The organism is Streptomyces sp. NBC_00659 (assembly GCF_036226925.1).
In the GTDB taxonomy this organism is placed as follows: Bacteria; Actinomycetota; Actinomycetes; order Streptomycetales; family Streptomycetaceae; genus Streptomyces.
Genome location: NZ_CP109031.1, coordinates 768,583 through 787,415 on the forward strand (window position 1 = coordinate 768,583; position 18,833 = coordinate 787,415).

General features: G+C 70.6%; 22 protein-coding genes and 1 riboswitch. Of the genes, 15 read left to right on the forward strand and 7 right to left on the reverse strand.

Going from position 1 to position 18,833, the window contains the following annotated elements; all coding sequences use genetic code 11:
• Positions 1 to 183 precede the first annotated feature (183 nt).
• Positions 184 to 318 carry a hypothetical protein gene (locus OG410_RS03145; protein ID WP_329297682.1) on the reverse strand — a complete coding sequence of 45 codons (135 nt, stop codon included), beginning with the start codon at positions 316 to 318 and terminating at the stop codon, positions 184 to 186.
• Between the two features lie 157 nt (positions 319 to 475).
• A riboswitch (SAM riboswitch) is annotated at positions 476 to 620 on the forward strand.
• Positions 621 to 656: 36 nt separating this feature from the next.
• Here OG410_RS03145 and OG410_RS42505 point away from each other — a divergent pair.
• Positions 657 to 722, forward strand: a complete 66-nt coding sequence (locus OG410_RS42505) for a putative leader peptide (protein WP_351121255.1) — start codon at positions 657 to 659, stop codon at positions 720 to 722.
• 111 nt (positions 723 to 833) lie between these two features.
• Complete coding sequence (locus OG410_RS03150; RefSeq protein ID WP_329297683.1) at positions 834 to 1,625, forward strand: glutathione S-transferase C-terminal domain-containing protein; 792 nt, start codon at positions 834 to 836, stop codon at positions 1,623 to 1,625.
• Between the two features lie 96 nt (positions 1,626 to 1,721).
• Here OG410_RS03150 and OG410_RS03155 read toward each other — a convergent pair whose 3' ends face one another.
• On the reverse strand, positions 1,722 to 1,979 hold the full coding sequence (locus OG410_RS03155; RefSeq protein WP_329297684.1) for a hypothetical protein: 258 nt from the start codon (positions 1,977 to 1,979) through the stop codon (positions 1,722 to 1,724).
• Positions 1,980 to 2,415: 436 nt separating this feature from the next.
• On the opposite strand from OG410_RS03155, the gene OG410_RS03160 reads away from it, so the two are divergent.
• Together OG410_RS03160 and OG410_RS03165 are read left to right on the forward strand one after the other, a co-directional pair.
• The gene (locus OG410_RS03160) at positions 2,416 to 3,690 is read left to right on the forward strand and encodes an acyltransferase family protein (RefSeq protein WP_329297685.1); all 1,275 of its coding nucleotides are present in this window, start codon (positions 2,416 to 2,418) and stop codon (positions 3,688 to 3,690) included.
• Positions 3,691 to 3,804: 114 nt separating this feature from the next.
• Complete coding sequence (locus tag OG410_RS03165) at positions 3,805 to 4,761, forward strand: expansin EXLX1 family cellulose-binding protein (RefSeq protein WP_329297686.1); 957 nt, start codon at positions 3,805 to 3,807, stop codon at positions 4,759 to 4,761.
• Positions 4,762 to 4,822: 61 nt separating this feature from the next.
• Here OG410_RS03165 and OG410_RS03170 read toward each other — a convergent pair whose 3' ends face one another.
• From OG410_RS03170 to OG410_RS03190, 5 genes are all read right to left on the reverse strand, one after another.
• Positions 4,823 to 6,061 carry a PP2C family protein-serine/threonine phosphatase gene (locus tag OG410_RS03170; protein WP_329297687.1) on the reverse strand — a complete coding sequence of 413 codons (1,239 nt, stop codon included), beginning with the start codon at positions 6,059 to 6,061 and terminating at the stop codon, positions 4,823 to 4,825.
• A gap of 91 nt (positions 6,062 to 6,152) precedes the next feature.
• Entirely contained in the window at positions 6,153 to 6,911 is a 759-nt protein-coding gene (locus tag OG410_RS03175; RefSeq protein WP_329297688.1) for an IclR family transcriptional regulator, read from the reverse strand.
• Between the two features lie 350 nt (positions 6,912 to 7,261).
• Entirely contained in the window at positions 7,262 to 7,720 is a 459-nt protein-coding gene (locus OG410_RS03180) for a MarR family winged helix-turn-helix transcriptional regulator (RefSeq protein ID WP_329297689.1), read from the reverse strand.
• A 60-nt stretch (positions 7,721 to 7,780) separates the two neighbouring features.
• Positions 7,781 to 8,140: a DUF6204 family protein gene (locus OG410_RS03185; RefSeq protein WP_326789902.1), complete on the reverse strand. Its 360-nt coding sequence runs from the start codon at positions 8,138 to 8,140 to the stop codon at positions 7,781 to 7,783.
• 162 nt (positions 8,141 to 8,302) lie between these two features.
• Positions 8,303 to 8,659 carry a hypothetical protein gene (locus OG410_RS03190; RefSeq protein ID WP_329297690.1) on the reverse strand — a complete coding sequence of 119 codons (357 nt, stop codon included), beginning with the start codon at positions 8,657 to 8,659 and terminating at the stop codon, positions 8,303 to 8,305.
• 521 nt (positions 8,660 to 9,180) lie between these two features.
• Between OG410_RS03190 and sigK the strand changes: the two genes are divergently transcribed.
• From sigK to OG410_RS03245, 11 genes are all read left to right on the forward strand, one after another.
• Positions 9,181 to 9,780, forward strand: a complete 600-nt coding sequence (gene sigK, locus OG410_RS03195) for an ECF RNA polymerase sigma factor SigK (RefSeq protein WP_329297691.1) — start codon at positions 9,181 to 9,183, stop codon at positions 9,778 to 9,780.
• Positions 9,780 to 10,514: an anti-sigma factor gene (locus OG410_RS03200; protein WP_329297692.1), complete on the forward strand. Its 735-nt coding sequence runs from the start codon at positions 9,780 to 9,782 to the stop codon at positions 10,512 to 10,514. Before sigK ends, OG410_RS03200 begins: the two co-directional genes overlap by 1 nt.
• A gap of 198 nt (positions 10,515 to 10,712) precedes the next feature.
• Entirely contained in the window at positions 10,713 to 11,558 is an 846-nt protein-coding gene (locus OG410_RS03205) for an MIP/aquaporin family protein (RefSeq protein ID WP_329297693.1), read from the forward strand.
• Positions 11,559 to 11,582: 24 nt separating this feature from the next.
• Positions 11,583 to 13,100 (forward strand): glycerol kinase GlpK, encoded by a 1,518-nt coding sequence (glpK, locus tag OG410_RS03210; RefSeq protein WP_329297694.1) that lies wholly within the window; start codon positions 11,583 to 11,585, stop codon positions 13,098 to 13,100.
• A 181-nt stretch (positions 13,101 to 13,281) separates the two neighbouring features.
• Positions 13,282 to 13,641: a zinc ribbon domain-containing protein YjdM gene (locus tag OG410_RS03215; protein WP_329297695.1), complete on the forward strand. Its 360-nt coding sequence runs from the start codon at positions 13,282 to 13,284 to the stop codon at positions 13,639 to 13,641.
• A gap of 156 nt (positions 13,642 to 13,797) precedes the next feature.
• On the forward strand, positions 13,798 to 14,139 hold the full coding sequence (locus OG410_RS03220) for an ArsR/SmtB family transcription factor (protein WP_329297696.1): 342 nt from the start codon (positions 13,798 to 13,800) through the stop codon (positions 14,137 to 14,139).
• A complete protein-coding gene (locus OG410_RS03225; protein WP_329297697.1) occupies positions 14,136 to 15,881 on the forward strand; it encodes a SulP family inorganic anion transporter in 1,746 nt (581 codons plus the stop codon). Before OG410_RS03220 ends, OG410_RS03225 begins: the two co-directional genes overlap by 4 nt.
• The gene (locus OG410_RS03230) at positions 15,878 to 16,183 is read left to right on the forward strand and encodes a pyridoxamine 5'-phosphate oxidase family protein (protein ID WP_329297698.1); all 306 of its coding nucleotides are present in this window, start codon (positions 15,878 to 15,880) and stop codon (positions 16,181 to 16,183) included. The genes OG410_RS03225 and OG410_RS03230 overlap by 4 nt, the downstream gene beginning before the upstream one ends.
• Positions 16,183 to 16,608 carry an ATP-binding protein gene (locus OG410_RS03235; protein WP_329297699.1) on the forward strand — a complete coding sequence of 142 codons (426 nt, stop codon included), beginning with the start codon at positions 16,183 to 16,185 and terminating at the stop codon, positions 16,606 to 16,608. The genes OG410_RS03230 and OG410_RS03235 overlap by 1 nt, the downstream gene beginning before the upstream one ends.
• 542 nt (positions 16,609 to 17,150) lie before the next feature.
• Positions 17,151 to 17,501, forward strand: coding sequence for an ArsR/SmtB family transcription factor (locus OG410_RS03240; RefSeq protein WP_329297700.1), 351 nt, complete (start codon positions 17,151 to 17,153; stop codon positions 17,499 to 17,501).
• Positions 17,502 to 18,063: 562 nt separating this feature from the next.
• Positions 18,064 to 18,555, forward strand: coding sequence for a peptidylprolyl isomerase (locus OG410_RS03245; protein ID WP_329297701.1), 492 nt, complete (start codon positions 18,064 to 18,066; stop codon positions 18,553 to 18,555).
• The last annotated feature ends 278 nt before the right edge of the window (positions 18,556 to 18,833 follow it).

The window sequence follows — 18,833 nt, forward strand, 5'->3', positions numbered from 1 at the left end:
CGGATTCGGACACCCCGGACCACGGAGCGGCAGCGCCAAGCCGAGCGGGACGGCTCAGTACGCGGCGAGGCGCGGGCACACGTGGAACGGGGGCTGGACGGGAAAGGACACACCGCGACAGCGGTGGTCGTCGAAGACTCGAAGAGCCGTCAGCCCCTGGTCGTCAAAGACCCGAAGAGGCGGTCAGCCCCGGCTGAGGGAGCGACACATGCCCGTACAGAGGGCGCTGTTGACGCGCAGCAGGTCCACGGAGCGGTCGGCGCACAGCACATCGCTGCCGAGGCGCCGCCATGCGGCCGTCCCGTCAGCTGTGTGCATCGCCGTCACCATTTCTACTCCGGCCGAAAAGGCATCCTGTGGTGGGCCGCAGGTTAGGCCCGCCCCGAAAACAATGTCAATGCGGGTGACCACCAGGTGAGACCGCGCGTGCGGCCTCCTTGACGGCACAACAGGGCGCACCGAGACTGGCATGGACGGTCACGATTGTCAGCGCCCACGGTGCGGGTCAGCCCGCTCCGTCGGTCATCGGCCCCGGCCCGCTGACAGGCAACCCTTCCACCGCGACGGGGTGCCCCGGGTGACGACCGGGTCCCGCCGGTGCGGCGGGGCAAGCGTGGTCTCGCGTCTCGCGAGCCCCGGAGTCGGGACCGGTGGGAATGCCAAGGAACGGCTTGACGAGGCGCCTGCACATCGATCTGTTGCGTGTCTCCAGCGCTTACTGATCCGCTGCCGGTCCGTGCGATCCGGACCGGTGCGACCAGCGCAGTCAATCCGCATTCGGCCGCCGGTGCCCACAAAGCGGCGGTGGCTTCCTTCTTCCCCCAGGGAGAGTCATGCCCGAGACAGCTTCGCGCACGTCCAGCACTGCCGACGCACGCCCCTGTGAGCAGATTTCGTTCCCCTCGGCCCTTCGCCTCCAGCCGGCGGCGACACCGTCCGTCCTCCCCCACCGCGTCGACAGCCGCATCGGTGTCGGTCTCGCCGGCGGCTTCTACCCGGCTCCACACCGCTACGAGCTGTATCTGTCGCGGAGTTGTCCGTTCTCGCTGCGTATCGCCATCACCCTCGAACTGCTCGGCCTGCGGGACTCGGTCGCCACCACGCTTCTGGCGGACCCCGCGCGGACACCCGACGCCTTCGCCTCACTGCGCCGCGCCTACGAGGCCACCGAGTATCACTTCGACGGACCGCTCACCGCTCCCGCCCTGTGCGACCGGTGGAGCGGACGCATCGTCAGCAACCACCCGCCCGCCATCCTCCGCGATCTGGCCGGACTGTTCTCCGGTCACACCACGACGAGCCCCTCCGCGCTCTGCCCTCCGTCCCTCGCCGCCGACATCGAAGCCCTCCGCGATCTGCTCGACCGCGATGTCACCCCGTCCGCCCCGGCCTCGGAGCTCGCGGCCGCTCTGGATCTGCTGGACTGTCAACTCGCCGCGAGTTCCTACGTGTTGGGCGACTCCCTCACGGCGGCGGACGTGGACGTATGGACGGCTCTCACCGGGCTGGGCCCCTGCGACGCCCTCCGCTCGCGTCCCCGGCTCCTGGACTACGTGCGCCGACTCGGCGATCACCCCGCCTTCCGGCACGGGTGTGACGCGGTGCCCCTGTCGGCGGACGTCTGACGCTCCCGCCGGTACCGGGCCTGCCGGGCAGGCGGACGGTGCCTCGCGCGGACGGCGAACGCCGGGCCGGAAACACCGGCCCGGCGGCCGCGCGGATCACTCGCGCGGAACCAGCAGAATGCTCACGCCCTTCAGGGTGGAGGCCCAGTGCCGGCCCTGTTCCAGGACCTCGCGCCCCGGTCCCATAATCTGCTCCTGGAGGAGCAGCGCCGACTCGCGGAGTTCCTCCCACGGCTCCGGTACCTCGAAGGCACGCCGGGACCGCTCCACGGAGCCGATCAGGGCCCGGCAGGCCGCCTCGACGTCCGCGACGTTCTGGCCGGCCGATCCGACACCCTCGAGCGACCAGGTCATCCATAGGCGGCCCATGGCATCACTCTGTCGCATCCCCGGATACGACGCATGCCCGATGCCACCGCTCTCCGCCGCGGCTCTCCTCCCAGGCCGCCAGAAGCCGGACCAAGCCCTGCGTCCACGTGAAGCCGACGACGCCGGGCAACGCCTAGGGCAGACCCTGGCGACGGATCCACGACGGGCTCCGCAACCCGATCGGCCTACGCCTCGCCGGAACACGCGGCCGACCGGCGCGTAGGCAATCCCGGCGAAAGTCGTCTCCTCAGGGCGTGTCCCGTACCGCGCCGCGGCGTGTCCGCACTTCGATGTGGATTCCAGGGCCTCGCGAGCCGAGCGCCGGCAAGCCGCGGACCGGGCCGCCCCTCCCCCGTGCCCGCTTCCCGGCCGGCCCGGCGCACCCGTCACCCCACAGGACCCGGTCCAGGCAGGCACCATCATGGAACCCGCACCTCCCGTTCCCCGGCCGCTGTCACACCGGCCGTCCCCGGCGTCAGGTCCACTCGCGCCCGGCGGCTCCACCGGTCCCCCGCGGCTGGGCTGGCTGGACGCCCTGCGCGGGCTCGCCGCGCTCCTCGTGGCGATCGACCATTCGTCGTACGCCTTCATGGCGGGGTTCCGTGAGCAGCTGCTGCCCCAGCTGAACATCGGCCGGTACGGCGTCATGGTGTTCTTCCTGGTGAGCGGCTACGTCGTCCCCGCCTCGCTCGAGCGCCGCGGCTGTGTGAGGACCTTCTGGATCGGGCGGGCCTTTCGCGTCTACCCGCTGTGGGCCGCCGTGGTGGGCTCGGTCCTCGCGCTGGATCTGCTGGGCGTCGCGCATCTGGGCGCTCGCTTCGACGGGCGGAATCCCGTCACGGTGGCCGTCGCGCACGTCACCCTGCTCCAGGAACTGCTGGGGACACCGAGTGTCGTCCTCGTCCTGTGGACGCTGTCGTACGAGCTGGCGTTCTACCTGCTGGTCGTCGCCCTGTTCACGGTCCGGCTGCACCGGCGCTCGGCGACGGTCGCGGTGGCTCTGGGAGCGCTGGCCGCCGTGAGCGCGACGGCGGCGTTCGTGCCGCAGGCGTCGGCGCTCTCCTCCGCGATCGGTACCGGCCCGCTCGTCGCGCTCACCACGACGGCGCTGGCGTTCGCCGTCCTCTGCGGGAGTTCCACGATGTCCGCGCTGCGTGTGCCGGGGGCCGTGGCGGGAGGCGTCCTCGCGCTGGTCCTGGTCCCCTTCAACGGCACCGTTCCCCTCTGGGAAGGCCTGGTGATCCTGGCCGTGATATTCCTCGGTACCGCCGTCCGGCGGGCGGAAAGCGGGGAGATCACCTGGCCGTGCGCGGCCCGCGCCGCCGCCGTCGTGCTGATCTGCGCCGTGGGCTGTGCGTACGAGCACGGCGCGGCGGCCCACTTCGCACGGCGCGGCTGGATCACCGCGTTCCTGCTGGCCGTACTCACCTTCGGCGTGGCCCTCGCGCTGCGCCGCCGGAGATTTCCGCGCGCGCTGACCTGGCTGGGGACGGTCAGCTACTCGGTGTACCTGGTGCATCCGGCCCTGCTGGCGGTGAGCGACAGTGTGCTCGGCCGGCACCGCCGCGACAGTCCCGTACTCGAAGCGGCGTTCCTCGCCGTGCTGCTGCCGTTGGCAGCGCTGACCCATCACCTCGTCGAGGTGCCGGGTCAGGCCCTGGGCCGGAAACGGATCCGCCGCATGCGGTCGACGTGACCCCGTCCACGCGCGGCCCGCAGGAGAGATCTCCGGGGAACGGGCGGCAACCTTTTCGCTTCCGGCGGCCACTGATCGACACATCACCGGCTCGATCCTCCGAACGGAATGCGCATGAAGGAAACGAGGCAGGCCGCGCGACGGCGTGCACGTCGGCGGACGCTGTGGGCGCTCACTCCGGTCGCTCTGGTCGCGGCCGGTGCCCTGGTCTGTCTGACCGTGGCGTTCCGGCCCGGCCACCGGGCCGACACGGGACACCCGGCGGCCTCGACCGCCGCCGGTTCCCTGGGGACCGCGGCTCCCGGCCGGGAGTCCTCGGCCGGATCGGCGTCCCCCACCGTGACCCGGCCGCCCGGCTCGGCAGTCTCCCCGACCGAGACGGCCCGCCCCTCCACGGCGTCGGCGCGGCCCTCGGCCCCGGACGCCTCCCGGACCACGGCGACGACGGCCTCGTTGGCGGGACGGATCCGCCCGGGGGTCGGATACCGGGGAGTGGCGACCACGTACGACGCCGGAACCGGCGACGGCGCCTGCTCCTACGGTCCGAGCGGCGATCTCATGACGGCGGCGATGAACCACACGGACTACGAGACGTCCAAGGCGTGCGGGGCCTACGTACTGGTGCGCGCGGCCGGCGGCGCGACCGTCACGGTCCGGATCACCAACGAATGCCCGACGGGCTGCGCCCCCGGGCAGCTCGACCTCAGCGCACAGGCGTTCGCCCGGCTCGCGAACCCCGCGGCCGGCCGGATCCCTATCACGTGGAAGCTGCTGAGCCCCGGCGATTCCGGCACGGTCGCGCTCCGCTACAAGACCGGGTCCAGCCGCTATTGGTGCGCGGTCCAGGTGATCGGCCACCGGAATCCGGTGGCCCGGCTGGAACTGCGAGCCGACGGCGGATGGCGGCGGCTGCCTCGCACCGACTACAACTACTTCCTCGCCGAGGACGGCGGCGGGTGCGGGGTCACGATCAGGATCACCGACATCTACGGTGAACGCCTGACCGTCGACGGCATCGCGGTGCGCCCCGGCTCCGCGCAGACGACCCGGCTCCAGTTCGCCCGGCACTGAGGAGTGCGCCCCGTCGCACGCAGGGGCACATCCGAGGTGAAGACGTCCTCGCCGGGACTGCCTACTCCGCGCCCCTGCCGCAGCGCACACCCGCGGCAGGCGGCCGGGGCGGGGAGGGAACGGTGACGGAGCCACCGCCCGCGGCCACCGCCGACGCCGGCTCGACGGAGGCCGGCATGCGGAGCAGCAGCAGGGCCGCGTCGTCGTGCAGCCGGCCGCCCACATGGGCCTGGAGCTCGGCGTCGAGCGCGGCGAGCGTGGAGGCCGGCTCGTCGGACACGTTCCGTGCCAGCCCTTCCGCGAGCGCGTAGAACTCCCGGCCGTGATCGCGGGCCTCGGTGACGCCGTCGGTGTACAGCAGCAGCTGATCGCCGTCGGCGAGCGGCAGCACCTGGAGGCTCGGGGTCTCCCCCGTCAGGGCCCGCAGCCCGAGCGGCGGTGCGGGATTGACGGGGTCGACCGACGCGACGCTCCCGGACGCGCGGACATGCAGCGGAGGCGCGTGTCCGCAGTTGACGACCTCCAGCCGGCCCGGTTCCGGGTACCCGGCGACCACAGCGGTCACGAAGTCGTCGTAGTCCAGGTTGCGCGCCAGACTCCGCTCGATCCGGGCGACGACGGTGAGGAGATCGGGCTCGTCGTAGGCCGCCTCACGGAAGACACCGAGCACGAGCGCGGCCATGCCCACGGCCGGCAGCCCCTTGCCCCGGACATCGCCGATGATCATGCGCACCCCGTACGGCGTGGGCACCAGCGCGTAGAGATCCCCACCGATCCGGGCCTCGGCCGCGGCGGCGCTGTAGCGGACGGCCACCTGGAACGGTCCGACACTCGACGGTATGGGCGCGAGCAGAGCGTGCTGGGCGGCCTCCGCGACGGAGCGGACGGCCGCGAGGACCCGCTCCCGGCGCCAGCGCAGCGCGCTGGCCAGGGCGCTCGCCAGCGTGACGGCCGCCAGGGCGGACAGGACGGCCATGAGCTCGGCACCCGGAACGCCGTCCCGGATGCCGAGCACCGCGCTCAGCGCCGCGGCCAGCAGACCGACGCACAGAACTCCGAACGGCCGGCTGGTGGTGGCGGCCAGCGCGGGTCCCGCGGCCAGCAGCGGCAGCCAGATCATCCCCGCTCCCCCGGCCAGGTCGACGAGCACGATGGCACCGACGACCAGTAAAGGGAGCACTGGGGTGCCGAAGGCGAGATGGGCGGCGCGCTTGCGGGCCGCCGCGCCGGAACCGACACCTCGGTTCCTGAACGTCCGCTTCGGCCGGCGCTCGCTACCGTGCTCTCGGGCGTGACTCATGTTCGTCTGCAGTCCTCACCTGGATTCATCCCTGAAATGTCCGGTTGATCCAGGAAAGACGTTCGAGGCGTGATCCACAAGCACGGAGATTTCAGATAGTGAGCGACAGGCCTCTGGTCACCCGGTTCGCGGTCGGAATCAGCCGCGCCAGGACTTCGTCGAGCCGGGAAAGCCGCTCGGCGGGGAGCGAGACGCCGAGCGAGCCGAGCGTGTCCCCGCTGTAGACGGGAACGGCGACGCAGACCGTACCGAGGGCGTACTCCTCCAGGTCCGTGACGGCCGGGGCCACCGGCGACGAGGCCAGGTGGCGCAGCAGTTGCCGTCGGCTGGTGATGGTCCGCGGGGTGAGGTCGGCGAGGGTGTGCCGGGCGAGGTAGTCGTTGCGGGACTCCTCGTCCAGCTCCCGCAGTACGGACTTGCCCAGCGCGGTGGCGTGCCCGGCGTCCTCGAAGCCGACCCACAGGTCGACCCGGGGCGTCCGGGGCCCGTCGACGATCTCGGCGACCCTGATCTCACCGTCCTCGTAGAAGGTGAGGTAGGCGGCCGAGGCGAGTTCGTCCCGCAGAGCGGCGAGCGTGGGACGGACGCGGCTGAGCAGCTCCTGCCCGCGACCCTGCGTCCGCAGCGTCTGCATCTTGTCGCCCAGGATGAACCCGCCGTCGTCGAGTTTGCGGATGTACCCGTCGTGGACGAGGGTCCGGAGCAGGTGATAGGCAGTGGCCAGCGGCAGCTCGGTCTCGCGCGCCAGCTGTTTGGCGGGCGCACCGTTCTCGTGCGCGCTCACCGCCTCCAGCAGGCGGAAGGCCCGCTGAACGGAAGTGATGAGCGTGGGCCCGTCGCGAGCTCCCATGCCACCAGAGTGCGCCGAGGTCACGGCACAGGCAAGGCGCCACCGGATCCGGCGATCGTCACGGTGAACGCCGGAACGCCCTCCCGGGCCTCCGGCCGCTGTTGCCGTCAGGACCGGCGGACGGGAGCCGAGGGCCGCCGAGGGACGAGGTAGGTTACTCGGGGTCACGGTCCCCACCGAGGGACGAGGCAGGGCACCCCCGCGCGCCCCGGGTCGCCACACATTCGCCGCCTCGACCACGGTCCATCGATTCCGGGACCGCCGATGATCCCCGGACCCGCCCGGGGGACGGCTGCCCCGGCAGGGGCGCCGGTCCCGGGCGGGCGTCCCGCCCGGGACCGGCGGCGGCTTCAGGAGCCGCCGGTCGCGCGGCGGGTGAACCCGGTACCGCCGAGGCGGCCGAGGAGACCGGCGAGCCGCGTCGTCTCCTCCTCGGTCCACGCCGGCTCGGCGAAGACCTCCTCGGCGACCCGCTCCGCCGTGACGAGCATCTCCGCCAGGCGTTCCCGGCCGGTCTCCGTGAGGGCCGCGTAGGCAACCCGCGCGTCACGGGCGTCCGGGTCCCGCCTGACCAGGCCGATGCGCTCCAGCGGCACGAGTCCCCGGGTGACACCGGAGGCGGTCAGCCCCAGCGCCTCCGCCAGGTCCACCCGGCGCATGCGGTCTCCTGGGGCCTCGGACAGACGCAGCAGCATCGTGAAGTCGGCCAGGCTCACTCCGTGCAGTCCGCCGAGGCTCGCGTCGAACCGCTTCACGAGGGTGGCCTGCGCCCGCACCAGACGCAGTGCGGCGTCCAGCCCTTCACTCATTGACATCTCCTTGACTACTCAAGCATATGGGAAGCGCAAGCCGCCCTTGACGTACGCGGATCAGGGGGTGTTCTGCGCGATGGCCCGCCGCTGCCGTTTGCCGAGGGGCGCCTGGGAGAGATCCTCGGCCTGCGACTTGAGCCGCTTGAAGCCGTAGCCGCGCTCGGTGAGCCAGGCCGTCGCGGCGGCCTCGGCCCGTTCGACGGCCTCCAGGATGTCCTCCTCCGCCTCCCCCGAGTCCAGGAAGCGGAAGGTGAAGGCCGGGCGGGCGGCCACGTCGTAGCTGAGGTGACCCTCGGGCGTGAAGGCCGCCCGAAGGACGTCGTGTTCCGCCGCGTGCGCCAGAAGATCGGCACGCTGGTCGGCGCCGAGCCCGTCGAAGACACCGCGAACGGTGATGCGGAAAGTGCGTGTGGTCATCCGACGAGCCTAACGAACGGGATCGGCCCCGTTCCACCGCGTTTCCCGAGGAACGGACCGGGGCAGCCCCGAGGGGCCGACCCAGGGACGGACGCGGGCGGACGCGAGGGACGGACCGGGGCGGGGTCACCGCACCCGGTCCTCACGCCTCGGCCGGAGCGCTCAGTGACCGTGGTGGTGGCAGTCCCAGTGGGCCTTGACCCACACGTGGTCCCAGTGACCGGGCACGTAGACCCACTGCTTCGCCCAGCCGTGGCTGTGGTGACCGTGGTGCCAGGAGTCCTGGTGGACCCACTTCTTGACCCAGTGTCCGGGCACCCACTTCTTCTCCCAGTGGCCCTTCTTCCACTCGCAGCGGTCGTGGTGACCGTGGTGGTCGGCTGTCGCCACCGAAGCCGTGGACGTCGGGGCCGGGGCCGCGGCGGCGGTACCGGACATGCCCAGAGCGGCACCTCCGGCCAGCAGGCCTGTCGCGGCCGCACCGGCGAGCAGTCGCCGGGCGCTGATACGTGTGGTCATCGGACTCACCTCCCTCGCAATGTGATGGACGTGCGCCACGGGGGCCGCTGTCCGGGAAGTTCACGCCGAAGCTGACGGTGCGTTTCCAGGCCCTCGATGCGCGGGACATAGGGCATTCGGAGCAACAAAAGGTACGTATGAGGATAGACCTGTGTAAGTTTTTGGTACGAGTTTTCGGGAGCGGGCGAACGGGGCTGCTCCGGCGGTGACCGGCACCGGCCCGTGATCGGCCCGGCGCCGGAAAACATGTCGGCGTCCCGGTCCATCCGCAGGCCGGGTGGCCACGAATACACGGTGACGAGACCCCTCCCGTCCGCGGGACGCCCGCCGACCGCGCCGGCCACCGACCGCGTACGTGCCGGATGCCACGCTTGCCGACCGCGCGGCCGACGCGGGCTCACCTGCGCGACGCCCAGCGCGCGGCCCGTCGGCGAACGGCCCCCTCGCGCTGCGAAGGAGACCGCCACGACGGAGAGTCGAGCCGGACGGGTCAGGCGAGAAGGAAGCAACGGACGGATTCTGTGAGCGATGCCAAGACCGGCCGGGACGGACACGGTTCGCGACGGCACCCATCGGCGGACGCGTGGCTGGACGCCCGGCTCGAGCGCGCCGCACAGGGCGACCAGGACGCGTTCGCCGACGTGTACGACACCCTCGCCCGGCCGGTCAAGGGCCTGATCTGCCGCGTACTGCGGGACGAGGCACAGGCCGAGGAGGTGGCACAGGACGTGATGGTGGAGATCTGGCGGACCGCCGACCGCTATCGCCCGGACCTCGGTACCGCCCGGGGATGGGTCCTGACCCTCGCGCACCGGCGGGCCGTCGACCGGGTCCGGCACGTCCAGGCCAGCACGGCACGGGAGCGGCGCAGCGCCCTGCTCGCGGAGGACCGTCCCTTCGACGAGGTGGCCGAGGCCGTGGAGCGGCACGAGGAGCACGATCGCGTACAGCGCTGTCTCGCCGACCTGGAACGGCATCAGCGCGTACCGCTGGTGCTCGCCTACTACCAGGGCATGACCTACCTGGAGGTGGCCGCCTGTCTGGCCACCCCGGCGGGCACCGTGAAGTCCAGGATGCGCACCGGGCTGCGCCTGCTCCGCAGATGTCTGGAGGAAGGGTGATGACGGCCGCCGAAGATCCCCACCAGTTCGTCGGCGCGTACGTCCTGCACGCCCTGCCGGCGGCGGAGGAAGCCTCCTTCGAGAACCATCTCGCCGGGTGCGCCGCGTGCCGGGAGGAAGTGGCGGAACTGTCCGAGGTCACGCTGCGACTGGCCTCGGCCCAGGACGCGACCCCGTCCCCCGAACTGCGCCGGGACGTCCTCGAACGGATCGCCCGCACCCGCCAGGAGCGCCTCCCGCGCGCCGTTCCGGTTCGCCGGCGGGCGCTGCGGGCGGCCCTGGCCGCGTGCCTGGCTCTCGCGGCCGCGCTCGGCGGGGTCGCCGTCTGGCAGCACACCGAGGCGGACGGGGCACGCGGCGAAGTCGCCGTGCGGAAGGCACAGGCCTCCGTCCTCACCGGCCTCCTGACGGCCCGGGACGCCACGATCAGTACTCAGAAACTGAGCAACGGGGCCGACATCGGCGTCGTCGCCTCCCGTTCCCAGGGCCGGGCGGCCTTCATCGCCTCGGACCTGCCCCGCCTCGGGAACGATCAGGTCTACGAACTCTGGTACGCCGCGAAGTCCGGCGGCCTCCGCCCGGCGGGCCTGCTCCCCGGCTCCGGCGGCGGGCACGCCCAACTGCTCCACGGCTCCCTGGACGACGTCGGCGCCGTGGGCATCACGGCCGAACCGGCGGGCGGATCGCGGCAGCCGACGAGCGATCCGCTCGGCATCGTCACGGTGCCCGCCTGACGTGCCCCCGGATCCGCACCGGCCACCGCGGGCACCCGTCACCCCAGACCGCATCACATCCATCAGTCACCTGATATGACGCGGCAAAACAGGATAGTTAACTTTTGATGCGATTAGCTCTTGATCACCCTATGCTGTGGTGAGGGGGCTCGGGCGGCGGTCAACAGCCGGTTCCTGACCGGCGGGAAGCGGGCTTCCATGACTGATCGGTTGAAAAGGTCGGGGCTGATCGGCGAGTTGTCCGGTGAGTTCCTCGGCACCATGATTCTCATCCTGTTCGGGTGCGGCGTGGTGGCCCAAGTGGTCGCCGGCGGCGCGCTCACGACGCCGCCGGGCGGTCTGGGGAACCACGACAGCATCGCGTGGGCCTGGGGCATCGGCGTCACCATGGGCGTCTACGTCGCGGCACGCCTGAGCGGCGCCCATCTCAACCCCGCGGTGACCGTCGCCCTCGCCACGTTCAAGGGCTTTCCGTGGCGCAAGGTGGCGCCCTACGTGGTGGCGCAGACCATCGGCGCCTTCGTGGCCGCGCTGATCGTGCGCTGGAACTACACGGAAGCCCTGGCCAAGGCCGACCCCGGCCACACCATCAAGACCCAGGGCGTGTTCTCCACACTGCCCGCCAACGGCAACCCGAACCTGCCGGTCCACGAATGGGGCGCGTTCCGCGACCAGATCATCGGAACCGCCATCCTGCTCCTGGTGATCTTCGCGGTCACGGACCTGCTCAACACCCCGCCCGGCGCGAACCTGGGCCCGTTCGTCATCGGTCTGCTCGTCGTGGGCATCGGCATGGCGTGGGGAACCCTCGCGGGCTACGCGATCAACCCGGCCCGTGACTTCGGTCCGCGCCTGGCCAGCTTCCTCACGGGCTACGGAGGTGCCTGGCGAGATCAGTACGGCAACTTCTACTTCTGGGTGCCGATCATCGGTCCACTGATCGGTGGTGTGCTCGGCGCCGGCATCTACAAGCTCTTCATCGGCAGGTTCCTGCCGACGGCGGAGCCCGAACCACCGGGACGCATCCCGGTTCCCAAGGGCTGACACACCCGGCAGAGGCGGCAACCCATGGCTGACTTCGTGGGCGCGGTGGACCAGGGGACCACCAGCACCCGATTCATGATCTTCGACCACGCGGGCAACGAGGTGGCGAAGCACCAACTGGAACACGCCCAGATCCTTCCGCGCTCCGGGTGGGTCGAGCACGACCCGGTGGAGATCTGGGAACGCACCAACTCGGTGATCCAGAACGCCCTGCGGCACAAGAACCTGACCGCGGAGGACCTGGCGGCGATCGGCATCACCAACCAGCGGGAGACCACCGTGGTGTGGGACCCGCGCAACGGCCGTCCCTACTACAACGCCATCGTCTGGCAGGACACCCGGACGGATTCCATCGCCGCGGCACTGGAACGTTCCGGCCAGGGCGACGTCATCCGCCGCAAGGCGGGGCTGCCGCCGGCGACCTACTTCTCCGGCGGCAAGATCCAGTGGATCCTGGAGAACGTCGACGGGGTCCGGGAAGCGGCGGAGCAGGGACACGCCCTGTTCGGCAACACCGACGCCTGGGTCCTGTGGAACCTGACCGGCGGTCCCGACGGCGGTATCCACGCCACCGACGTGACCAACGCCAGCCGCACCATGCTCATGGACCTCGAGACCCTCGACTGGGACGACGAACTGCTGGGCTTCTTCGGGGTACCGAGGGCCATGCTGCCCAGCATCAACCCCTCGTCCGACCGCGAGGCGTACGGCACGGCACGCACCTCCAGGCCACTGCGCGCCGCCGTCCCCATCACCGGGGTGCTCGGCGACCAGCAGGCGGCCACCGTCGGGCAGGTCTGCTACTCGCCCGGCGAGGCCAAGAACACGTACGGCACCGGCAACTTCCTGGTCCTCAACACCGGTACGGAACTGGTCCGTTCACAGCACGGCCTGCTGACCACCGTCGCCTACCGGTTCGGCGGCGAGCCCGCCGTCTACGCACTGGAGGGTTCCATCGCGGTCACCGGATCCGCGGTGCAGTGGCTGCGCGACCAGATGAAGATCATCACGGACGCGGCCGGGAGCGAGACGCTGGCCCGCACGGTGGAGGACAACGGCGGGATGTACTTCGTCCCGGCGTTCTCCGGCCTGTTCGCCCCGTACTGGCGTTCCGACGCCCGCGGCGCGATCGTCGGACTCGCCCGGTACAACAGCAACGCCCACCTGGCCCGTGCGACGCTGGAGGCCATCTGTTACCAGAGCCGCGATGTCGTCGAGGCGATGGAGCAGGATTCCGGAGTCCATCTCGACGTGCTCAAGGTCGACGGCGGTGTGACCGCCAACGACCTGTGCATGCAGATCCAGGCCGACGTCCTCGGCGTCCCCGTGAGCCGTCCCGTCGTCGCCGAGACCACCGCGCTCGGCGCCTCGTACGCGGCCGGTCTGGCCACCGGCTTCTGGCGGGACACCGACGAACTGCGCACCCACTGGCAGGAGTCCAGGCGCTGGGAGCCCCAATGGTCGGAGGACCGGCGCCAACAGGGGTACGCGGACTGGAAGAGGGCGGTGGAGCGGACGCTCGACTGGGCGAAGGTGGAATAGCCGGGCCCGCCGGTCACGCGGGGTGGCCGAGGGTGGATCACGTCGGTCACCGGAGGACACTCCGTTCAGCCCCTGGCTCGTAGCGCGTCAGGGGCCGGCCACTCGGTTCCGTCGATGTGGCCGGAATCAGCAGGCGGGAGCTACGGGCCGCCTGAGAGCCAGGGCCGGATACCCTGACGGAATGATCGAAAATCTTCCTCCCTGTCCCACGTGCTCGTGTGAGTACACCTACGAGATGAACGCCCTGGTGGTGTGCCCGGAGTGCGGCCACGAATGGGTTCCCGCCGAAAGCGGTGCCGAGGGTGAGGCCACCACCGGGGAGCGGGTCGTCAAGGACGCTGTCGGCAATGTGCTGCAGGACGGGGACAGCGTGGTTGTCGTCAAGGCGCTCAAGGTCAAGGGAAGCCCTTCGGGGATCAAGGCCGGCACCAAGGTGCGCGGCATCCGGTTGGTCGACGGCGTCGACGGCCATGACATCGACTGCAAGGTCGACGGTTTCGGGGCGATGCAGCTCAAGTCCAGCGTGGTCAAGAAGGCCTGATCCCTGACTCGCGGATGACCGGGGCAGCAGTGGCATGCAGAATTGCAAAATTTAGCAATTGGTTAGATGCTGAGTTTGTTGTGTTTGCAGGTAGCCGCGGGCACAGCCCTTTGTGTCTGCCCCGGGTGGGGCGCCATCCGGGGAAGGCGAGGGGTCGTGTCCGTTCCGCTGTACCAGGCCAAGGCCGAGCTCTTCCGGATGCTCGGGCATCCCGTACGGATACGGGTGCTGGAGCTGCTCCAGGACGGCCCGCGGCCGGTGCGGGAACTGCTCGGGGAGATCGAGGTGGAGCCGTCCAGCCTGTCGCAGCAGCTGGCGGTGCTGCGCCGGCCCGGGATCGTCACCGCCACGCGGGACGGCTCGACGGTCGTCTACGCGCTGGCCGGTGGGGACGTGGCGGACCTGCTGACGGCCGCGCGCCGGATCCTGACCCAGATGCTGTCCGGGTGCAACGAACTGCTGGCTGAGCTGCTGGAGACCGAGGTCGCCGCGCGATGACCTCCGGGATCAGCCGGGTCCGGGCGCGGATCGCCTCGCTGCTGCCCGCCCGCGGTGACCTGGCGGAGATGGGACGCAACCCTCGCAGGGACCTGCTCGCCGGGCTGACGGTGGCGATCGTCGCGCTGCCGCTTGCCCTCGGCTTCGGCGTCTCCTCCGGGCTCGGCGCCGAAGCGGGCCTGGCCACCGCCGTCGTCGCGGGCGCCCTCGCCGCGTTGTTCGGCGGATCGAATCTGCAGGTGTCGGGACCGACGGGCGCCATGACAGTGGTCCTGGTCCCGATCGTGGGCCGGTACGGTCCGGCAGGCGTCCTCACGGTCGGCGTGATGGCCGGGGTGATGCTCGTCGGCCTCGCCGTGCTGAAGGCCGGGCGGTACATGCAGTACGTGCCCGCGCCGGTCGTCGAGGGCTTCACGCTGGGCATCGCGTGCGTGATCGGACTGCAGCAGATTCCGGGCGTGCTCGGTGTGCCCGAACCGGAGGGCGACCGGGTACTGGTGGTGACCTGGCGGGCCGTCGAGGAGTTCGTGCGGCACCCCAACTGGACGGCCGTCGCCGTCGCCGTCGCGGTGGCTGTGGTCATGCTCGTGGGAGCCCGGTGGCGTCCGACCGTGCCGTTCTCCATCGTCGCGGTGATCGCCGCCACGGTCGTGGCACAGGCTGTCGGACTGACCGGGGCGAAACCGATCGGTGAACTGCCCTCGGGGCTGCCCGCGCCCTCGCTGTCCTTCCTCGACCCGGGCTCGCTGGGTTCCTTGCTGGCCCCCGCGGTGGCGGTCACGGCGCTGGCCGCGCTGGAGTCGCTGTTGTCGGCCTCGGTCGCCGACGGCATGACCGTGGGCCAGCAGCACGACCCGGATCGGGAGCTGTTCGGCCAGGGCCTTGCCAACATCGCCGCCCCGCTGTTCGGCGGCGTGCCGGCGACCGGGGCGATCGCGCGCACCGCGGTCAACGTGCGCACCGGTGCGAGTTCCCGGCTCGCCGCCCTCACTCACGCCGCGATTCTCGCGGTGATCGTCTTCGCGGCCGCGCCCCTCGTCTCGAAGATCCCGCTGGCGGCCCTCGCCGGTGTCCTGCTGGCCACCGCGATCCGCATGGTCGAGGTCGGTTCGCTGCGGGCGATGCTGAAGGCCACCCGCTCGGACGCACTGATCCTCGTCCTGACCGCCGTCGCGACGCTGGCCCTCGATCTCGTGTACGCCGTCATCATCGGCCTGGTCGTCGCGGGCGCCCTCGCGTTGCGCGCCGTTGCCCAGCAGGCCCGCTTCGACCAGGTGCCTCTCGACCGCGGCGACCACACCGCCGAGGAACACGCCCTGCTCGCCGAACACATCATCGCCTACCGCGTCGACGGGCCCTTGTTCTTCGCCGCCGCGCACCGCTTCCTGCTGGAGATGGCCGAGGTGGCCGACGTACGAGTGGTGATCCTTCGCATGTCGCGGGTGTCGACGATGGACGTGACCGGGGCGCTGGTGCTCAAGGACGCGGTCCAGAAGCTGAACCGGCGCGGAATCGTCGTCCTGACCTCCGGAATCAGGCCGGGGCAACGCCGAGTCCTCGACTCCGTCGGCGTGTTGGACCTCTTGCGGCTGGAGGGCCGCGAATACACCACTACCCCCGAAGCGATCCACGGGGCCAGGGATCACCTGGAGAGGGCCGGGATCCTCCTCGCTGCCCGGAAGTCCGCCCGCAACGTCACAGAGAAGAACGTCACAGAGAAGAGAGAGGAGACACCCCGATGAGCGTCACTCCCGCCACTCTGCGCATGGTCGAAGTCGTCGGCGCGGAGGCACTGTGGCCACTGCCGGGGGCTGCTGCGGTTCGTTTGTCCGTGACGGACGACGTCGACAAGGTCCGGGCAGCGCCCGGTACCGGCTGGACGGTGACGCTCACTGTGCCCGCCGAGGCGACTACCGACCCGAACGAGGCCGTCCAGTACCGCCGTGCGCTCGTGAACCGGAGCCACGGCCCGCATGCTGCGATCGTCTGCATCTGCCCCCTGACGGTATCCGGCCTCCGGCTGGCCCGCGGGACGGAGAGCTGATGTCCAGGCTGTTCGAAACTCTGCCGTACCGGCACATTCTCACCCTGCCCACCGAGCCGTCCGCTGTCCGGCTTTCCCGCCGGACCGCCGAACAGGCCCTGACCGAATGGGGGATCAGCCTGCGCCACCCCACCGTCGACCCGGCGCTGTTGATCCTCGGCGAACTGGTCACCAACAGTGTCCGGCACACTGTGACACTCTCCCCCCAGCTCACCGTCATCTACGCGGCCGGCTCCGACTGCCTGGCTTTTGCCGTCCACGACCGCCACCCCCACCAGCCGGCGCTGTACGGGGCCGCGATCGGCGCGGGGGCCGGTGGTCTGAGCACCGTCATGGAACTCACGCTCGGCCTGGGCGGCAGCGCCGTCGTCCGCGGTGACGCCGACGGAAACGGCAAAAGCATCTGGATCACCCTGCCCCTGTGACCCGAGCCGGACCAGGAGTCGAGCCTCCCGTCCGCCGGAAGGCCGTCGCAGGACATCCACAGTCTCAACCGGCAGGGGCTGCGCAACCTCAAGAGGGCTGGAGAAGACCGGCTGCTCATCCGCTCGGCCGTGCCGAACCTACGTCGGTCGCGGCTCGCGTCCGCAGCAGGGCCCTGAGTCCGGCCGCCGAAGAACAGCTTGGTCATGCGGGCCACGCCGCATGGCGAACACTGCCCGTCCGGGCCGACAGCGGCGGGAGACCGTACCGGGGCGGCACGCGGCATGCTTGAGCCGGACGGCGCCGAAGCCGCGCAGTGGGGTTGCCCTCGCCCAAGCATCCCTCACGAGATATAGAATTTCTCATCTTGGCAAGTCATGAGGCCTTCACTGCTTGAACGAGTGGACGGATCCTCGCACACGGATTCGGATCGGCCGACTCCGCGGGCGAAGATGGGCGCCATGTTGTTGACGAGTAGGTGGACGCGATGCACCAAGGACTGGCCGGCCCGGCCGGACACCTGTTCCGGGGAGGCGACAGCACGATGAGCACGCCGCTGTACCAGCTGAAGGCCGAGTTCTTCAAAACCCTTGGGCACCCGGCCCGCATCCGCGTCCTGGAACTGCTCAGCGAGCGTGAACACGCCGTCGCGGAGATGCTGCCCGAGGTGGGCATCGAAGCCGCCCACCTGTCCCAGCAGCTTGCTGTGCTGCGCCGGGCGAACCTGGTGGTGACGCGCAAGGAGGGCTCGACGGTGTACTACTCCCTGACCAGCCCGCACGTGACGGAGCTGCTCAGGGTCGCGCGGACCATCCTGTCCGGGGTGCTGACCGGGCAGGCCGAGCTGCTCGCCGACCTGAAGGCCGCTCAGCAGGAGATGAAAGCGCCCTCCTAGCGACGGCCCTCGATCGGGCGGCCGCCTCCTGGAGACGGGACAGCGCTCCGGGTGCCTGGCGGCTGCTCCCTTCGGGCCACCAGCGGAGCCTCTCCGAGGCTGACATCCAGTGACCGGAGATGAGTGCAGGAGAACCGCTTACCGACTGCTCCTGTCGAAAATTCGGGCACCAGGGCGTACGCGGAACTCGCTCGGCGCACACGGCACATCAGTCTCGAAGGCAGGCTCCTCCCCCCGCCTCCCGATAGCGTGCCGGGTCACTCGATCCATAGGACACGGGCCGGCTGCCGGCACGCATCCGACCGCTCTCCGGCCCGCCGGAGCGGTGGCTGCCGGTGAAGTTCCGGGCCGGTTGACGCAGCTCAAGTCGCACCAGTGGGCGCGGGCGGACACCACGCGCCGGAGACAGCGGTGTCCCGGTGATATCGAGACGCGTTTCACCCGCGGCTCACCACTCCACCGCCCCGGCCCACACGCCGAATGATCACCCCCGGTCACGCACCCACCCTCTCAGCTTCTCTATGCTCGGGGGCGAACATTCGCATCCATGAGGAGCAGAGCAATGAACGAGAACGTCTACTTCGACGTCACTGCAAACGACGAGCCGCTGGGCCGCATCGAGTTCAAGCTCTACGACGACGTCGTCCCGAAGACCGCGAAGAACTTCCGTGAGCTCGCCACCGGCGCGCACGGTTTCGGTTACAAGGGCTCGCCGTTCCATCGCGTCATCCCTGACTTCATGCTCCAGGGCGGCGACTTCACGCGGCAGAACGGCACGGGCGGCAAGAGCATCTACGGCGAGAAGTTCGCGGACGAGAACTTCCAGCTGAAGCACACCAAGCCGGGTCTGCTGTCGATGGCCAACGCGGGCCCGAACACCAACGGCTCGCAGTTCTTCATCACGACCGTCGTCACCGGCTGGCTGGACGGCAAGCACGTCGTCTTCGGCGAGGTCGTCAAGGGCATGGACGTCGTGGAAGCGATCGAGAAGCTCGGCAGCGGCAACGGCTCCACCTCCAAGAAGATCGTCGTCTCCGACTGCGGCACCGTCTGAGCGGTCCGGCAGCCGGTCCCGGGTCCTTCCCGCGGACACATGCCGACGGGGGCGACGGGTTATTCACCCGGCGCCCCCGGGCCACCCGCCCCACCGGACTCCGCGGTCCGCTGAGCCGATCGTGCCCCACTCGTCGCGGCGCCTCGAAAGAGTTCAGCCGGATTCGTGGCCGGATCCCGTACTCCAGGGGACCGGCCCGCCCGCGAGGGGTAGCCCTCCCCGGACACGCCGAAGCGCGCGAGGGTTGGGGGGAGCTGGCCCGAGTGAGTTCGAGGGGG

What these genes read in the sequence shown, in the direction of transcription:
- OG410_RS03145 (WP_329297682.1), bottom strand. Translation starts at nt 318, where the DNA reads ATGCACACAGCTGACGGGACGGCCGCATGGCGGCGCCTCGGCAGCGAT.
- OG410_RS03150 (WP_329297683.1), top strand. Translation starts at nt 834, where the DNA reads ATGCCCGAGACAGCTTCGCGCACGTCCAGCACTGCCGACGCACGCCCC.
- OG410_RS03155 (WP_329297684.1), bottom strand. Translation starts at nt 1,979, where the DNA reads ATGACCTGGTCGCTCGAGGGTGTCGGATCGGCCGGCCAGAACGTCGCG.
- OG410_RS03160 (WP_329297685.1), top strand. Translation starts at nt 2,416, where the DNA reads ATGGAACCCGCACCTCCCGTTCCCCGGCCGCTGTCACACCGGCCGTCC.
- OG410_RS03165 (WP_329297686.1), top strand. Translation starts at nt 3,805, where the DNA reads ATGAAGGAAACGAGGCAGGCCGCGCGACGGCGTGCACGTCGGCGGACG.
- OG410_RS03170 (WP_329297687.1), bottom strand. Translation starts at nt 6,061, where the DNA reads ATGAGTCACGCCCGAGAGCACGGTAGCGAGCGCCGGCCGAAGCGGACG.
- OG410_RS03175 (WP_329297688.1), bottom strand. Translation starts at nt 6,911, where the DNA reads ATGGGAGCTCGCGACGGGCCCACGCTCATCACTTCCGTTCAGCGGGCC.
- OG410_RS03180 (WP_329297689.1), bottom strand. Translation starts at nt 7,720, where the DNA reads ATGAGTGAAGGGCTGGACGCCGCACTGCGTCTGGTGCGGGCGCAGGCC.
- OG410_RS03185 (WP_326789902.1), bottom strand. Translation starts at nt 8,140, where the DNA reads ATGACCACACGCACTTTCCGCATCACCGTTCGCGGTGTCTTCGACGGG.
- OG410_RS03190 (WP_329297690.1), bottom strand. Translation starts at nt 8,659, where the DNA reads ATGACCACACGTATCAGCGCCCGGCGACTGCTCGCCGGTGCGGCCGCG.
- OG410_RS03200 (WP_329297692.1), top strand. Translation starts at nt 9,780, where the DNA reads ATGACGGCCGCCGAAGATCCCCACCAGTTCGTCGGCGCGTACGTCCTG.
- OG410_RS03205 (WP_329297693.1), top strand. Translation starts at nt 10,713, where the DNA reads ATGACTGATCGGTTGAAAAGGTCGGGGCTGATCGGCGAGTTGTCCGGT.
- glpK (WP_329297694.1), top strand. Translation starts at nt 11,583, where the DNA reads ATGGCTGACTTCGTGGGCGCGGTGGACCAGGGGACCACCAGCACCCGA.
- OG410_RS03215 (WP_329297695.1), top strand. Translation starts at nt 13,282, where the DNA reads ATGATCGAAAATCTTCCTCCCTGTCCCACGTGCTCGTGTGAGTACACC.
- OG410_RS03225 (WP_329297697.1), top strand. Translation starts at nt 14,136, where the DNA reads ATGACCTCCGGGATCAGCCGGGTCCGGGCGCGGATCGCCTCGCTGCTG.
- OG410_RS03230 (WP_329297698.1), top strand. Translation starts at nt 15,878, where the DNA reads ATGAGCGTCACTCCCGCCACTCTGCGCATGGTCGAAGTCGTCGGCGCG.
- OG410_RS03235 (WP_329297699.1), top strand. Translation starts at nt 16,183, where the DNA reads ATGTCCAGGCTGTTCGAAACTCTGCCGTACCGGCACATTCTCACCCTG.
- OG410_RS03240 (WP_329297700.1), top strand. Translation starts at nt 17,151, where the DNA reads ATGAGCACGCCGCTGTACCAGCTGAAGGCCGAGTTCTTCAAAACCCTT.
- OG410_RS03245 (WP_329297701.1), top strand. Translation starts at nt 18,064, where the DNA reads ATGAACGAGAACGTCTACTTCGACGTCACTGCAAACGACGAGCCGCTG.